Below are 15034 nucleotides of genomic sequence, written 5' to 3'. Positions count from 1 at the left end.
GCCGCAGCCGTGCCGCCCTTCGCGCCCTGTGGACAACCCCCGCGCGGCCTGTCCGCGTGCTATGACCCTTGGCCTGTGGATGATCCACTCCACCTCGGGGAGGTGGTGGTGTCCGGGCCGCTTGATGCAGCCACCTCGCCGAGCTGGCGTAAAGGGCGCGCGCGGGTCAGGAGAGCGCGGTGGCGACCGCCTCGGCGGCGGCCGTCACCTGGGCGCCGATGTCCGCCACGTCGAGCGGGGTCAGCGACACCACCCCAACGCTGCCCTCCAGGCCGGGCACACCCAGCACCGGCGCCGCCACCCCGTACGCGCCTGATTGAAGCTCACCGCTGGTGCTCACCGGCCCCGGATCGCCGGCCCGCCCGGCCAGCACGGCCCGGCCGGCGGCGCCCCGCTCCAGGGGGTGCCGGGTGCCGGTCCGGTACGCCACGTGGAAGGACGTCCAGCTCGGCTCGACCACCGCGAGCGCCACCCCCTCGCCGCCCTCGACCACGGTCAGGTGGGCCGTCGCCCCGGTGCCCTCGGCGAGGCGGCGCAGCGCCGGCAGCGCGCCCTCGGCGAGCAGCGGCTGGGCGCGGCGGGCCAGGTGCAGCACGCCCACGCCGATGCGCAGCCGGCCCTCGCCGTCGCGCCGGAGCATGCCGTGGCCGGTCAGCGCGCCGACCAGCCGGTAGACCGCGGCGCGGCCGATGCCCAGCCGGTGCGCCGCCTCGGTGACGGTGAGCCCGCCCGGCGCGTCCGCGACGAGGTGCAGCAGGCGCAGACCCCGGTCCAGGGTCTGTGCGGTCTCTCCCGTGCGCGCCGCCGTGTCCACAGCACGCAGCGTACGACCCGGCTCCGGCCAACCTCGAAATGTGCGGACGGCTACCCTTGTGAGGTGACGCTACGCCTGTATGACACCGCCACCCGATCGGTGCGGGACTTCGTCCCGCGGGAAGCCGGCAAGGTGGGGGTCTACCTGTGTGGTCTCACGCTCCAGGCCCCGCCACACATCGGCCACCTTCGCTCCGGCGTCAACTACGACGTGCTGCGCCGCTGGCTGCTCGACAAGGGCTTCGAGGTCACGTTCATCCGCAACCTGACCGACATCGACGACAAGGTCCTGGCCAAGGCGATGGAGCAGGACCGGCCGTTCTGGTCGATCGCGTACACCAACGAGCAGATCCTCGCCGCCTCCTACCGGGCGCTCAACGTGCTCCCGCCGACGTACGAGCCGCGGGCCACCGGGCACGTCCCGGAGATGCACGAGCTGATCGCCCGGTTGATCGAGACCGGTCACGCCTACCCGGCCACCGACGGCTCCGGCGACGTCTACTTCGACGTGGCCTCCTGGCCGGCGTACGGCTCGCTGTCGGGCCAGTCCCCGGCGGACATGCAGCCGGCCGGTGACGCCCCCGACCGGGGCAAGCGGGACCCGCGCGACTTCGCGCTCTGGAAGGGCGTCAAGCCGGACGAGCCGGCCGACGCCTCGTGGCCGTCGCCGTGGGGTCGTGGCCGGCCCGGCTGGCACATCGAGTGCTCGGCCATGTGCTGGCGTTACCTGGGCCCCGAGTTCGACATCCACGGCGGCGGGCTCGACCTGACGTTCCCGCACCACGAGAACGAGATCGCCCAGTCGCAGGCCGCCGACCTGCCGTTCGCGCGCTACTGGGTGCACCACGGCCTGCTCGGCATCGGTGGCACCAAGATGGGCAAGTCGCTGGGCAACACGCTCGACCTCGACTACGTGGCTTCGCTCGGGGTGCGCCCGGTGGAGCTGCGCTACTACTACGTCGCCGCGCACTACCGGTCCCGCATCGACTACTCCGAGGACGCGCTGCGCGAGGCCGCCGTGGCGTACCGGCGGGTCGAGGGCTTCGTGCAGCGGGCGGCCGAGCGGGTCGGCGGCGGCCGGACCGGCGACCTGCCGGCCGCTTTCGTCGCCGCGATGGACGACGACCTCAACACCTCGGCGGCGCTCGCGGCGCTGCACGAGGTGGTCCGCGACGGCAACACCGCGTTGACCGCCGGTGACGATGTGACCGTCCGCACGACGCTCGCCTCCACCCGGGCGATGCTGGATATCCTCGGCGTCGACCCCCTGGACCCGGCCTGGACCGGCGGCGGCCGCACGGACGACCTGCGCGGCGTGGTGGACTCCCTGATCGCGCTGGCCCTGGAGCAGCGCGCGCAGGCCCGCGGCCGCAAGGACTGGGCCGCCGCCGACGCCGTACGCGACCAGCTCAAGCAGGCCGGCGTGGTCGTCGAGGACACCCCCCAGGGCCCGCGTTGGACTATTGGAGAGCAGGACTGATGGCCGGCAACTCACAGCGCCGAGGCCGGCGACTGGCACCGAAGGCGGGCGCCCCCAAGGGCACCGGCGGCAAGAACAAGGACTCCCTCGCCGGGCGTGGGCGCACGCTGCCCGCCGACGAGCGGCCGTGGCACAAGGCGTACTCGGGCACCGAGAAGCTGCCCCAGCGCACCGCCTGGAAGCAGGAGAAGGAGCGCCGCGCCGCCGCCGAGGAGGGCCGCGCCCCCAAGATCGGCCAGCCCGGCACCAAGGACACCACCTGGGGCAAGGGCGGTGGCCGGGGCACGCCCACGACGAAGGGGCGGGGCGGAAAGCCGGCCGGCCGGGGCGGCCCCCGGGTCGCGCCGGGCCGCAAGGCCAACCCGGCGAAGGACAGCCCCGAGCTGCTGGTCGGGCGCAACCCGGTGCTGGAGTCGCTGCGCACCCAGGTGCCGGCGACCGCCCTCTACACCGCGCAGGGCATCGACGTCGACGACCGGGTCAAGGAGATCGTCCGTACCGCCGCCGACCGGGGCATCGCGATCCTGGAGGTCAGCCGCGCCGAGCTGGACCGGATGACCGGCGGGGTGCTGCACCAGGGCGTCGGCCTCCAGGTGCCGCCGTTCGCCTACGAGCCGTTCGACGACCTGGTGGCCGCCGCGCTGGAACAGGCCGCCCCGCTGCTCGTCGCGCTGGACGGCGTCACCGACCCGCGCAACCTCGGCGCGGTCATCCGGTCGGCCGCCGCGTTCGGCGCGCAGGGTGTGTTCGTACCCGAAAGGCGTGCCGCCGGGATCACCGCGACCGCCTGGCGGACCAGCGCCGGCGCGGCCGCGCGCGTGCCCGTCGCCCAGGTCACCAACCTGACCCGGTCGCTCAAGGCGTGCAAGGACGCCGGCTTCGTCGTGGTCGGCCTGGACGCCGACGGGCAGACCGACCTGTACGACCTGGAGGCCGCCGTCGGCCCGCTCGTCGTGGTGGTCGGCTCGGAGGGGCGCGGCCTGTCCCGCCTGGTCGGCGAGACCTGCGACCTGACCGTCAGCATCCCGATGGTCTCCGACGTGGAGTCGCTCAACGCGAGCGTCGCCGCCGCCGTCACGCTGGCCGAGGTCGCGCGCCGCCGGTCCGTCGAGGTCTGATCGAGAGTACGAAAAAGGGGCGGTCCGCCGTGGCGGGCCGCCCCTTTTCTCGCGTACGTCAGATCCGCTGGCCGGTGGCGGAGTGGAAGACGTGGCTGCGGCCGGTACGCGGCTTGACGAACACGGTGTCACCCATGTTCGGCATGCTGCGCCGGTCGGTACGGACCACGAACCGCTCGTTGTGGCCCTCCAGCGCGGCGTGGCCGTAGACGTTGGCGTCGGAGCCCAGGTCCTCGACCAGCTCGACCACCACCGGCATGCCGCCCTCGGACGGGCTGACCAGGTCGCAGTCCTCCGGCCGGAAGCCGACGGTGACCTTGCCGTCGCCGCCCTCGGCGCTGGCCGCCTGGACCTGCTCGCGGGTCAGCGGCACGATCATCTCGGCGAACGCGCCGCCCTGCTCGGTCAGCTTCACCGTCTTGATGTTCATGGCCGGGGAGCCCATGAAGCCGGCGACGAAGACGTTGGCCGGGGTGTCGTAGAGCGCCCGCGGGGTGTCCACCTGCTGGAGCACGCCGTCGAGCATGACCGCCACCCGGTGACCCATGGTCATGGCCTCGACCTGGTCGTGGGTGACGTACACGGTGGTGACGCCCAGCTTCGCCTGCAGCGAGGCGATCTGGGTACGGGTCTGGACACGCAGCTTGGCGTCGAGGTTCGACAGCGGCTCGTCCATGAGGAAGACCTGCGGCTCGCGGACGATCGCGCGGCCCATGGCGACACGCTGGCGCTGACCACCGGAGAGCGCCTTCGGCTTGCGGCTGAGGAACTCCTCCAGCTGGAGCAGCCCGGCCGCCTCCTTGACCCGCCGGTCGATCTCCGACTTCGAGGTCTTGCGCAGCTTGAGCGCGAACGCCATGTTCTCGTACACCGTCATGTGCGGGTAGAGGGCGTAGTTCTGGAAGACCATCGCGATGTCGCGGGCCTTCGGCGGGAGGTGCGTGACGTCGCGGTCGTCGATGTAGATCGCGCCGTCGTCGACGTCCTCCAGGCCGGCGAGCATCCGGAGGCTGGTGGACTTGCCGCAGCCGGACGGACCGACCAGGACGAGGAACTCCCCGTCACCGATCTGGAGGTCGAGCTGGTTGACGGCGGGGCGCTCGGTGCCCGGGTAGATCCGGGACGCCTTCGCGTAGGTGACCGTAGCCATGATGGAGCGCTTCCTTTCACCGGCAGGAACGTGCCGGACGATCCGAGTGAAGGAGCGACCGGCGCCCAAGGCACCGGCCAACGGGGTCGTCGCTCAGGCAGCCGAAGCCCGCCGGAGTGTCGTCCGTGTCACTGCACGGTAAACGGCTTTCGCGATCGTGCCAAGACGTGTCGCTCCGGGTGGGATGGACGGCATACGCATAACGGTCAGTCGGGCACTGCGAGGCATCAATCTCCCCGCTGGGAGCGCGCCCGGGCGATGATCCATCGGCCGCACCGGTCGGGATGCCGACGTTTTCCGTGCTCGGGAGCCCTGCGAGGCGGGATTTCCGGGGCTCAGTCGCTATGCTGAGCCCGACGCACGCGCCCCTGTAGCTCAGCTGGCCAGAGCACTCGCCTTGTAAGCGAGATGTCGCCGGTTCGATCCCGGCCGGGGGCTCCAATTCCACAAGGCATTTCGCGGCGGCAGCCGCTGCGATCTGGCCGGATGACAGCAACGAGGGTCACGACCGCCCGTCACAGGCCCTAGCCTGACGGCCATGACTCTTGATCTCATCCTGCTACCCGAGCCCGTCGGACAGCCCTCGCTGAAGGCGTCGGACGGCGAACGGAAGGGTGCGGGTGAGCCGTCCGACTCGCAGGCATGGGACGCCATCGTTTCCGGCGTACGGGACGTCGTCGGCGAGGTGGTTCTGGGCGAGGACGGCCCGAGCCGCACGCTGACGCACCAGCCCAGCGGCATTACGGTGCGCTACCGGTCCGGTGAGACGGCCATCAATCTGCCGTTCTGGCACAGTGGCAGTGACGTGGATGCTGAAGGGCTCGTCCGGACCATGTACCGGATCGGGCACGTGGTGGCGGACGCGACGGGCCTGGTCGCCCATGTTTCGCAACTGGGTGTGCCGCTGACCGAAGCTGAGTCCAGGATCGACGCCGCGGTCGATCTGCTGTTGGACGATCCCGTTTCGTCTCACCTCTGGCCGCGCGATGGGTTCCGGGTCTACTTCACCGGGTCCGTCACCCTTGCCGACGCCGTGCAGCGCCTGAAGTCGATGGTGGTGGCCGAGGAGAGCGAGCGATTCACCGTCCAATGGTCCGATGGTCCCCAGCTGGAGGTGACCTTCGACGCGGGGCCACGGATTGTCGCTGAGGCCGCTGAGGTCGCCGAGGACTATGGCATCCCCGAGATGGCTACCTACGACCGCCGGTTCCAGGTCACGTTCGACGATCTCGACGAGGTGCTCCAGGAGATCAACACCCTGATCGAGGTCAACCGGCAGCTCCAGGACCTCACCGGAGGTTACGTGAAACGTTCCTGGAACGACGAGGTGTCGCCGCCGTACGACGACCCGGTGGACGGCAGCTAACGGACCTGTACCTCGCACTCCGGACAAGATGCCGACAACACCGCAGGTCAGCTGACCTGCCCTGGTCCGTGAGGAACATGCCGGTCACGCCCACCACGGTCAGGGCCACGGCGACCGTCACGCCGCCGCTGCCCTGAGTGACGCCGGCGGAGTCGGCACGTCGGCGGTGCGGGGCGGCTCGATGCTCGACAACCGGACAGCTGTTCTTTACAGGGACGCCGATCGATAGACATGATCGTCAGGGAAGGTTGCTGTCACTTTCCTCGACGAAGGGTCGCCGTCATGCCGATCACGTCCGTCACCCTCACCCCGCGTGCCTGGCGCCGTGCCGCCGCGATCACTGTCGCCGCCCTCGCAGCCGCCGTTCTCGCCGCCGTGAACGCGCAGCCGGCCTCGGCCACCCCGCCTGGCATCCCCTCCCGGGCAACGGCGCAGTCGCAGCTCAACGCCCTGACAGTGGCAGCACAGGGCTCGATGGCCGGCTACTCGCGGGACCTGTTTCCCCACTGGATCACCATCACCGGCGCCTGCAACACCCGCGAGCAGGTCCTCAAGCGTGACGGCACGTCCGTCGTGGTCGACAGCTCCTGTGCCGCTACGTCCGGCCGCTGGTACAGCCCCTACGACGGTGCGACCTGGTACGCCGCCTCCGACGTCGACATCGACCACGTCGTGCCCCTGGCGGAGGCGTGGCGGTCCGGAGCCAACTCCTGGACCACGAGCCGTCGGCAGAGCTTCGCCAACGACCTGACCCGCCCGCAGCTGATCGCGGTCACCGACAACGTCAACCAGGCCAAGGGCGACCAGGACCCCTCGATGTGGCAGCCGCCGCTGACGTCGTACCGCTGCACCTACAGCAAGATGTGGATCACCGTGAAGTACAACTGGGGCCTGACGCTCCAATCATCCGAGAAGTCCGCCTTGCAGAGCATGCTCAACACCTGCGCCTCGTGATCGCAGGAGCCGTCGCTCGGGCCGGATGACAGCAGCGCGCACACCAGGGTCGCCCCGGACGGTGTCTTCCACTGGGCGGGGCGGCCGACAACGGGTGGCACGGGTCAGGGCGCCTCGGCCGTGCTGACGATCGACGTCTCGGTAGGCTGGCCGGCGGGGGGACGGCGTGAGCAGAGCGGTCGAGGAGTCCAATCGGGCGATGCTGCGGGCCCGCGACGCGATGGACCGGGCGTACGCGCAGCCGCTGGACATCGCCGCGCTGGCCCGGATCGCCCACGTGTCCGAGGCGCACTTCATCCGTACCTTCCGGGCCACCTTCGGCGAGACCCCGCACCGCTACCTGCAACGCCGCCGGGTCGAGCGGGCCATGGCCCTGCTACTGGAGACCGACCGCGACGTCACCGACATCTGCCTCGCCGTCGGCTTCAGCAGCCTCGGCACGTTCAGCCGGACGTTCCACGGCATCGTCGGTGCGTCGCCCTCGGCCTTCCGGCGTCGCCGGGCCGCGCCGCCGGACGTGCCGAGCTGCTTCGCCAAGTCCTGGACCAGACCGAGCAGTTTTGGATAAGCAGCAGGTCAGGCCGCTGCTCTAGCGTCGTCGGCATGACGATGACTTCGACTTCCCGCTCGCAGATCTACGTGCTCGACCAGGACGAGGCGCTCGACTTCTACGTCGGGAAGCTGGGCCTGGAGGTCAGCACCGACCAGGACCTCGGCTTCATGCGCTGGCTCACCGTGAACGTGCCGGGGGACCCGGGCCGGGAGATCCTGCTGGAGAAGCCGGGCCCGCCGGCCCTGGACCCGAAGACCGCCGAGCAGGTCCGGGAGCTGCTGACCAAGGGCGCCGCGGGCGGGTTCCTCTTCTTCACCACCGACGACGCGCACAAGACGTACGCGGATCTGGTCGCGAAGGGTGTGGAGGTGACCGACGAGCCGACCGACCGGCCGTACGGGATCGACTTCGGCATCCGTGACCCGTTCGGCAACCGGATCCGGATCGGTCAGATGCGCCAGGGGCAGTGAACGGCGCGGCGGCGGGCTAGTCTCGCGGTCCCCGACCGTGGAGGCGCCGATGCCCAGCCGCCTGCTCTACCTGGTCCGCCACGGCGAGCAGGACCGCGCGGAGGAGGAGGCCGACACCGGCCTGTCCGAGCGCGGCCGGCGGCAGGCGACGCTGCTGGGTGAGCGGCTGCGCGGCACGCGCTTCGCCGCCGTACACCATGGGCCGGCCCGCCGGGCCGCGGAGACCGCCGCGCTGGTCGCGGCGTCGCTGCCGGGTGTTCCGGTACGCGAGGACGACCGGGCCGGCGACCACGTGCCGCACGACACCGACCCGGCCGGCCTGCCCGAGCGGTACGCGGAGTTCCTGGCCGGGTTCACCGAGCGGGAGCGGCGCGACGGGCCGCGTGTGACCGCGGAGGCGGTGGCGCGGTTCGCCGCCGCCCCCGCGGAGGGTGACGTACGCGAGTTGGTCGTCACTCACAACTTCCTGGTCGCCTGGCTGGTGCTGCACGCGCTGGAGGCGCCGCCGCACCGCTGGATCGGGCTCAACCACCAGAACTGCGGGCTCACGGTGATCCGGTACAGCTCGGGTGGCCCGCCGACGCTCGTCGCGCTGAACGACGTCGCCCACCTGCCGCCCGAGCTGCGCGCCACCGGTCTGCCCGACGACTACCGGTTCTGATCCGGCGCTCAGGGGATCAGCTTCACCACGGCGTCGGCGACGGCGCGGGCGGACTGCGGGTTCTGGCCGGTCACCAGGCGCTCGTCGACCACCACGTGCTCGGTGAAGTCCGGCGCCGGCACGTGCTGCGCGCCGGCCTCGGTGAGCTTGTCGGCGAGCAGGAACGGCACCTCGTCGGTGAGGCCGACGGCTGCCTCCTCGCTGTTGGTGAAGCCGGCGACCCGCTTGCCGGCGACGAGCCGGGAGCCGTCGGTGAGCGTGAGGTTCACCAGCGCCGACGGGCCGTGGCAGACGGCGGCCACCACACCGCCGCGCTCGTAGACCGAGCGGGCGATCCGGGCCAGGTCGGGGTCGTCGGGGAAGTCCCACATGGTGCCGTGTCCGCCGGCGAAGAGGATCACGTCGTACCCGGCCGGGTCGACGTCGGCGGCCTTCGGGGTGTCGGTGACGCCGGCGGTGGCGAGGAAGTCGTTCTGGGTGGTGTCGTTCTCGTCCCGCCCGTCGACGGGCGGCTCGCCGCCGGCCACGGAGACCAGGTCGACGTCGTAGCCGGCGGCCCGGAACACCTCCCACGGCTCGGCGGCCTCGCCGACGTAGTAGCCGGTCGGGCGGCCGGTGCGGCCCAGCTCGGAGTGACTGGTCAGGGCGATGAGTGCGCGAGTCATGCCTTCCATGCTGGCCCCGCCGCCGGCCGGCCGGCCATAGGCCGATGTCACAGCCGGAACGGGTTTGAAGTCGGCGCCGGTCAGCCGGTGGCGCCGTTGAGCAGGTCCACCACCTGCGCGGTGACGGCGGGCGGCGTGGCCTGCGGCGGGCAGTCCACGTAGCTGACCTGGTTGGGCCCGACGGTGAGCCGGTAGCTGAACGCGTCGGCGCACATGGTCGCCGGTGCGGTGACGGCGGCTTCGGCGGCCAGCCGGGGGTCGGCCGCGAGTTGCCGCAGCCGGGTGAGCTTCTCCGCGGCGAGCTGCCCCTCTCGGGAGGCGCCGGCGCGGTCGGTGCGGGTCCAGTGGCCGTCCGGCCCGACCCGGACGGTGTCGGTCAGCCCGGCGATGCCGCCCGACTTCACGAGCACGACCTCGGTGGCCAGCGGCGAGGGCCCGTCCGTGACGACGGGTGGCGCGTCGGTGCGGGCGCAGCCGGCGAGCGGGACGAGAAGGGCGGCGACGGCCGCCACGGCGGGGGCAGCTCTCATACCGGTTCGGACGCGCGACGGGACCACCCGGTTCCGGTCCACCGGTCCTCCTCATCCGTTCGGTCAGTGTCTCCGGCGGGTTCCCGCCAGCCTCTTTCACGTTCGTCGATGTATCGCTATATCTACATCAGTGACTACCCCCGTCACAACATTCGCCTTCCAGGAGGGCCCGTGAAAAGATCCGTCGCCGCCGTCAGCGCAGCGCTGCTCACCAGCAGCGTGCTGGCCTGCGTCACCACCTCGGCGCAAGCGGCAGCGCCAACCGCCCCCAGCCCCGAGACCTCGGCCGCGGCCAAGGCCGCGAGCCTGCTGCGCGCCAACCCCGGCGTCGTCAAGGGCGCCGGCGGTGAGGCCTATCAGGCCGTCCGCACCAAGGTCGACCCCTCCGGGGCGGCGCACACCCGGTACAGCCGGACCTATCAGGGTCTCCGGGTGTACGGCGGTGACTTCGTCATCCACACCGCCCCCAACGGCACCATGACCAGCGCGTCGGTCAGCCTCGACGCCCCGCTGACCCTGAGCACCACCGCGAAGGTCGGCGCGGACGCGGCCAAGGCCAGCGCCCGCAAGACGTTCTCCGGCTCGCTCACCTCGGTCGGCACGCCGGAGTTGTTCGTCGACGCCAGCAGCGGCAAGGGCCGCCTCGCCTGGGAGACCGTCGCGACGGGCTGGAAGGCGGACAAGCAGACCCCGTCGAAGCTGCACGTCGTCACCGACGCCACCACCGGCAAGGTGATCGGCTCGTACGACGAGATCGAGACGGTGGCCGGCACCGGCCAGGGCATCTACACCGGCTCGGTCACCATCGACACCACGCTCTCCGGCAGCACGTACCAGATGATCGACCCGGTACGCGGCAACGGCCGTACCTGCGACATGAACAACGGGACCTCCACCTGCACCACGTTCACCGACGCGGACAACGCGTGGGGCAACGGCGCCACCTCGAACCGGCAGTCGGCCGCCGTGGACGCCCACTTCGGCGCCGCCAAGACGTTCGACTACTTCAAGAACGTGCACGGCCGCAACGGCATCTTCGGCAACGGCCAGGGCGTGCCGAGCCGGGTGCACTACGGCAACAACTACGTCAACGCCTTCTGGGACGGGGCCCAGATGACCTACGGCGACGGCTCGGGCAACTCCCGCCCGCTGGTCTCGCTGGACGTCGCGGGCCACGAGATGAGCCACGGCGTCACCGAGGCGCTGGCCGGGCTGGTCTACTCCGGTGAGTCCGGTGGCCTGAACGAGTCCACCAGCGACATCTTCGGCAACATGGTGGAGTTCTACGCCGCCGCGCCGAGCGACCCGGGCGACTACCAGGTCGGCGAGAAGATCAACATCAACGGCAACGGTACGCCGCTGCGCTACATGTACAACCCGTCGCTGGACGGCTCGTCCGACTCCTGCTGGTCCACCAGCACGAAGAACAAGGACGTGCACTACTCCTCCGGCGTCGGCAACCACTTCTTCTTCAACCTCGCCGAGGGCACCGGCGCCACCGCGTACGGCACCTCGCCGGTCTGCGGCTCGGCCCCGGCGGTCACCGGCATCGGCCGCACCAAGGCGGAGAAGATCTGGTACCGGGCGCTCGACGTGTACTTCACCTCGAACACCTCGTACGTCAACACCAGCAACCCGGCCAACACCGCCCGCGCGTACACCCTGCGGGCCGCCACCGACCTGTACGGCAACTGCTCCACCGAGTACAAGACCGTCCAGGCCGCCTGGACCGCGGTGAACGTCGCCGGTAACGACGCGCCGTGCAGCTCCACCGGCAACGACTTCTCCGTCTCGCTCTCGCCGACCGCCGGTTCGGTCACCGCGGGCGGTTCGGTCACCGCCACCGTCGCCACGGCCACCACCAACGGCAGCGCGCAGACCGTGACGTTCTCCGCGTCCGGCCTGCCGACCGGCGCCACCGCGTCGTTCAGCCCCTCCTCGGTGACCTCGGGCGGCTCGTCCACGCTCACCATCTCCACCAGCTCCAGCACGCCGACCGGCACCTACTCGGTGACCGTCACCGGCAGCGCGGCGTCCGGCACGAAGACCGCCACGTTCTCGCTGACGGTGAACGGCACCGGCGGCGGCTGCACCGGCGCGGGCCAGAAGCTCGGCAACCCGGGCTTCGAGTCCGGCAACACGGTCTGGACCTCCACCTCCGGCGTGATCGGCCAGTACGGCTCGCAGGGCCAGCCGACCCGCACCGGTACGTGGAACGCCTGGCTCAACGGCTACGGCACCACCCGCACCGACTCGCTGTCGCAGTCGGTGAGCCTGCCGAGCGGCTGCTCCACGTACACCTTCTCGTTCTGGCTGCACATCGACTCGGCCGAGACCACCAGCAGCGTCCAGTACGACAAGCTGAACGTGCAGGTGCTCAACTCCTCCGGTTCGGTGCTGGCCACGCTGGCGACCTACTCGAACCTGAACAAGGCCAGCGGCTACAGCCAGAAGTCGTTCTCCCTGGCGTCGTACGCCGGGCAGACCGTCACGCTGAAGTTCACCGGCACCGAGGACGTCTCCCTGCAGACGTCGTTCGTGCTCGACGACACCGCTGTCAACGTCTCCTGACCTGACCGCCCGACCCCGGGGCCCGGCGGCCACCCCACGCGGGTGGCCGCCGGGCCCCGCCCGTTACGGTCGCACCATGTCCGACGCGGAACTCACGGTCAGGGTGGACGGCCCGGTGGCAACGGTGGTCATCCACAACCCGGCCCGGCGCAACGCCATGACCCCGGCCATGTGGCGGCAGCTCCCGGTGCTGCTCGACGGTCTGGAGGCCGACCCGGCGGTACGGGTGCTAGTGCTCACCGGCGCGGCCGGCACGTTCTGCGCCGGGGCCGACCTCGGCGACCTGGACGAGCTGCTGGCCGCCGGAGACGGCAGCATCGCGGTGGCCGCCGAGGAACGGCTCGCCGCGTTCGGCCGTCCCACTGTGGCCGCGATCGAGGGTGCCTGCGTGGGCGGCGGCTGCCAGCTCGCCGTCGCCTGCGATCTGCGGCTGGCCTCGGCGGAGGCCCGGTTCGGCGTACCCCCGGCCCGGCTCGGCCTGGTCTACCCGGCGCCGACCACGCGGCGGCTGGCCGCGCTCGTCGGTCCGTCCGCCGCCAAGCACCTGCTGTTCAGCAGCGAGCTGGTCGACGCCGAGCGGGCGCTGCGGATCGGCCTGGTGGACGAGGTGCTGCCGGCCGGGGAGCTGGCCGGGCGGGTGGCGGCGCTGACCGCCACCATCGCCGAGCGTTCCCGGCTCACGGTGGCCGCCGCGAAGGAGATCGTCGACGGGCGCGCCGACGCCGACCGGCTCGCGTGGTGGCACGGCCAGGTGCGGGACAGCGGCGAGGCCCGCGAGGGGGTGGCGGCCATGAACGAGCGCCGCCCGCCGCGCTTCGGCTGGACCCCGCCGACCGCCCACTGACCGCCGTTTGCCCGGCACCCCTCGGCGGGTACGTCCCGACCGGCGATCCAGCGGTCACCGCGCCGACCGGCTCCGGCTGACCTGGGCCAGCAGTTCGTCCACCGACCACTGGTCGGAGGCGTGTTCGCCGTACTTCTCGGCGAGCACCCGCCCGTCCGGCGCGATCAGGAAGTCGGCCGGCAGCCCGAACCGGCCGCCGTGCGGCGTAAGGGACGGCGACCGCTCCCGTCCGCGCAGGATGTACCAGGTGCTGCTCGCCACGCCGCGCAGGATCGGCAGCCAGGCGCGCGGGTCGAGCAGCGACCGCCGCGCCGACTCCACCCCGAACTCCCGGTAGAGCCGCCGGTCCGGATCGGCCACCACGGCGAACGGCAGGTCGGCGACGTGCTCGCGCAACTCGTCGGCGGGGGAGTGGAAGAGCACCACCTCGCGTACGCCCGCCGCCTCGATCTCGGCGTGCCGGCGGACGATCGAGCGCAGGTGGAGGTTGCAGACCGGGCAGCCGGCGAAGCGACGGAACTGGAGGTGGATGAGGCGGTCCGGGTCCGGCAGGGCGACCTGGGCACCGGTCACGCTGGTGAGATGGCGAGGGGTGACGACGTCCATGCGCGCTCCCGTTGTAGGCGTACGACGTACTCCTACAACCGTAGGCGTATCTTGTACGCTGTCAAGGCCATGCCCCGCCCCCGTTCCCTGACCCCGGCCCAGCTCGCCGACGCGGCGCTCGCGGTGCTCGACCGGGACGGCCTCGCCGGCCTCACCATGCGCGCGGTCGGCGCGCAGCTCGGCACCAGCACGATGGGCCTCTACCGCTACGTCGCCGACCGCGACGAGTTGGAAGCGCTCGTCGTCGAGCGGGTCCTCGAACCGGTCGACACCCGCCCGCCGCCCGACGTCCCGTGGGCGGACGGCATCCGGGACCTGGCCGAGCGGGTACGCCGCGCGGTCGGTCTCCACCCGGCAGTGGTGCCGTTGCTCCCCGCGTACCGGCACCGCTCGCCGACGATCCTGCGCTGGGGCGAGGCGGTGCTCGCGGTGCTGACCGGGGCCGGCTTCACCGGCACCGGACGGGTGATCGCGTTCCGTGCCCTGCTCGGCTACGTGGTCGGCGCGATCCAGATGGAACACCTCGGCGCGCTGGCCGGGCCCGGCACGGCTGTCATCGCGGCGCTGCCCCGCGACGAGTTCCCCCTGCTCGCCGCGACCGCGCGCGATGCCGGCGTGGTCGTACCGGAGGACGAGTTCGGCGGCGGGCTGGACCTCCTGCTCGACGGGCTGGCCCGGCGTCTCGACAGGTAGGCGCACTGGTGGGACCGGCGGGCGCGGCGCCGGGGCGTACCCCCGACACCGCCCCCTGTGCCCGCCGGCCGTCCGTCACCGCGCCAGCGCGGCCCAGCTCGGCGTCACCGGAGCCCGCCGCAGCGGCATGCCTGCCTCGGCCGGGGTCCGGTCACCCTTGCGCTGGTTGCACGCGTAGCAGGCGGCGGTGGTGTTCCCCCAGGTGTTCCGGCCACCGCGCGAGCGGGGCAGGACGTGGTCGATCGTGCTGGCCGCGCCGTCGCAGTAGGCGCACCGCCGCCGGTCGCGCGCCAGCACCCCGGCCCGGGACCAGGCCGGGCCGGCGCTGAACCGCCAGCGGGTCACCACGTACCGGACGAGGCGGACCACCCGCGGCAGCGGGAAGACGCCGATCACCCGGTCCGGCTCGGCCTCGTGGATCTCGGCGACCCGGCGGCAGAGCATCCGGATCGCGTGCTTGACGGTGACCCGGTGCAGCGGGCCGAGGTCGGCGTTTATGACGAGGACGGCGTCCACCGGGCTCTCCCTTCACGATCGGCGGTACGGCGACGAAAAAGCCG

Annotated in this window: 16 protein-coding genes and 1 tRNA gene; 11 read left to right on the top strand and 6 right to left on the bottom strand. The window is 71.8% G+C overall.

What is annotated here, in order from left to right:
• Window positions 1-166 precede the first annotated feature (166 nt).
• Window positions 167-814, bottom strand: a complete 648-nt coding sequence (locus J3R08_RS29130; RefSeq protein WP_043327947.1) for an IclR family transcriptional regulator — start codon at window positions 812-814, stop codon at window positions 167-169.
• Between the two features lie 63 nt (window positions 815-877).
• Here J3R08_RS29130 and cysS point away from each other — a divergent pair, with 63 nt between their 5' ends.
• Window positions 878-2293 (top strand): cysteine--tRNA ligase, encoded by a 1416-nt coding sequence (cysS, locus tag J3R08_RS29125; protein WP_209963490.1) that lies wholly within the window; start codon window positions 878-880, stop codon window positions 2291-2293.
• Entirely contained in the window at window positions 2293-3411 is a 1119-nt protein-coding gene (rlmB, locus tag J3R08_RS29120; RefSeq protein ID WP_043327949.1) for a 23S rRNA (guanosine(2251)-2'-O)-methyltransferase RlmB, read from the top strand. The genes cysS and rlmB overlap by 1 nt, the downstream gene beginning before the upstream one ends.
• 58 nt (window positions 3412-3469) lie before the next feature.
• Here rlmB and J3R08_RS29115 read toward each other — a convergent pair whose 3' ends face one another.
• A complete protein-coding gene (locus tag J3R08_RS29115; RefSeq protein WP_043327950.1) occupies window positions 3470-4561 on the bottom strand; it encodes an ABC transporter ATP-binding protein in 1092 nt (363 codons plus the stop codon).
• A 364-nt stretch (window positions 4562-4925) separates the two neighbouring features.
• On the opposite strand from J3R08_RS29115, the gene J3R08_RS29110 reads away from it, so the two are divergent.
• The 6 genes from J3R08_RS29110 to J3R08_RS29085 all read left to right on the top strand — a co-directional run bounded on the left by J3R08_RS29110 (window position 4926) and on the right by J3R08_RS29085 (window position 8565).
• Window positions 4926-5002 (top strand) — tRNA-Thr (locus tag J3R08_RS29110).
• Between the two features lie 97 nt (window positions 5003-5099).
• The gene (locus tag J3R08_RS29105) at window positions 5100-5927 is read left to right on the top strand and encodes a hypothetical protein (RefSeq protein ID WP_209963487.1); all 828 of its coding nucleotides are present in this window, start codon (window positions 5100-5102) and stop codon (window positions 5925-5927) included.
• 282 nt (window positions 5928-6209) lie between these two features.
• Window positions 6210-6881, top strand: a complete 672-nt coding sequence (locus tag J3R08_RS29100) for an HNH endonuclease family protein (RefSeq protein ID WP_209963484.1) — start codon at window positions 6210-6212, stop codon at window positions 6879-6881.
• A 166-nt stretch (window positions 6882-7047) separates the two neighbouring features.
• The gene (locus tag J3R08_RS29095) at window positions 7048-7449 is read left to right on the top strand and encodes a helix-turn-helix domain-containing protein (RefSeq protein ID WP_209963481.1); all 402 of its coding nucleotides are present in this window, start codon (window positions 7048-7050) and stop codon (window positions 7447-7449) included.
• 35 nt (window positions 7450-7484) lie between these two features.
• Window positions 7485-7904, top strand: coding sequence for a VOC family protein (locus tag J3R08_RS29090; protein ID WP_043327953.1), 420 nt, complete (start codon window positions 7485-7487; stop codon window positions 7902-7904).
• Window positions 7905-7953: 49 nt separating this feature from the next.
• Complete coding sequence (locus J3R08_RS29085) at window positions 7954-8565, top strand: histidine phosphatase family protein (protein WP_069088749.1); 612 nt, start codon at window positions 7954-7956, stop codon at window positions 8563-8565.
• 8 nt (window positions 8566-8573) lie between these two features.
• Here the strand turns inward: J3R08_RS29085 and J3R08_RS29080 are convergent, their stop codons facing one another.
• Together J3R08_RS29080 and J3R08_RS29075 are read right to left on the bottom strand one after the other, a co-directional pair.
• On the bottom strand, window positions 8574-9230 hold the full coding sequence (locus tag J3R08_RS29080; RefSeq protein ID WP_245254830.1) for a type 1 glutamine amidotransferase domain-containing protein: 657 nt from the start codon (window positions 9228-9230) through the stop codon (window positions 8574-8576).
• 80 nt (window positions 9231-9310) lie between these two features.
• Complete coding sequence (locus J3R08_RS29075; protein WP_140946391.1) at window positions 9311-9760, bottom strand: protealysin inhibitor emfourin; 450 nt, start codon at window positions 9758-9760, stop codon at window positions 9311-9313.
• A gap of 171 nt (window positions 9761-9931) precedes the next feature.
• Between J3R08_RS29075 and J3R08_RS29070 the strand changes: the two genes are divergently transcribed.
• Together J3R08_RS29070 and J3R08_RS29065 are read left to right on the top strand one after the other, a co-directional pair.
• Window positions 9932-12331, top strand: a complete 2400-nt coding sequence (locus tag J3R08_RS29070) for a M4 family metallopeptidase (protein WP_043327955.1) — start codon at window positions 9932-9934, stop codon at window positions 12329-12331.
• Window positions 12332-12407: 76 nt separating this feature from the next.
• Window positions 12408-13175, top strand: coding sequence for an enoyl-CoA hydratase/isomerase family protein (locus tag J3R08_RS29065; RefSeq protein WP_209963475.1), 768 nt, complete (start codon window positions 12408-12410; stop codon window positions 13173-13175).
• Window positions 13176-13229: 54 nt separating this feature from the next.
• On the opposite strand, the gene J3R08_RS29060 is transcribed toward J3R08_RS29065, so the two are convergent.
• On the bottom strand, window positions 13230-13781 hold the full coding sequence (locus tag J3R08_RS29060) for a peroxiredoxin-like family protein (protein WP_209963473.1): 552 nt from the start codon (window positions 13779-13781) through the stop codon (window positions 13230-13232).
• A gap of 69 nt (window positions 13782-13850) precedes the next feature.
• On the opposite strand from J3R08_RS29060, the gene J3R08_RS29055 reads away from it, so the two are divergent.
• Entirely contained in the window at window positions 13851-14474 is a 624-nt protein-coding gene (locus J3R08_RS29055) for a TetR/AcrR family transcriptional regulator (RefSeq protein WP_187693837.1), read from the top strand.
• Between the two features lie 75 nt (window positions 14475-14549).
• Here J3R08_RS29055 and J3R08_RS29050 read toward each other — a convergent pair whose 3' ends face one another.
• Window positions 14550-14990: an HNH endonuclease gene (locus J3R08_RS29050; protein WP_043327959.1), complete on the bottom strand. Its 441-nt coding sequence runs from the start codon at window positions 14988-14990 to the stop codon at window positions 14550-14552.
• Between the last annotated feature and the right edge of the window lie 44 nt (window positions 14991-15034).

Source organism: Micromonospora sp. HB375 (assembly GCF_017872985.1).
GTDB classification, from domain to species: Bacteria; Actinomycetota; Actinomycetes; order Mycobacteriales; family Micromonosporaceae; genus Micromonospora; species Micromonospora chalcea.
This window is presented reverse-complemented; position numbering and strand designations above follow the sequence as displayed.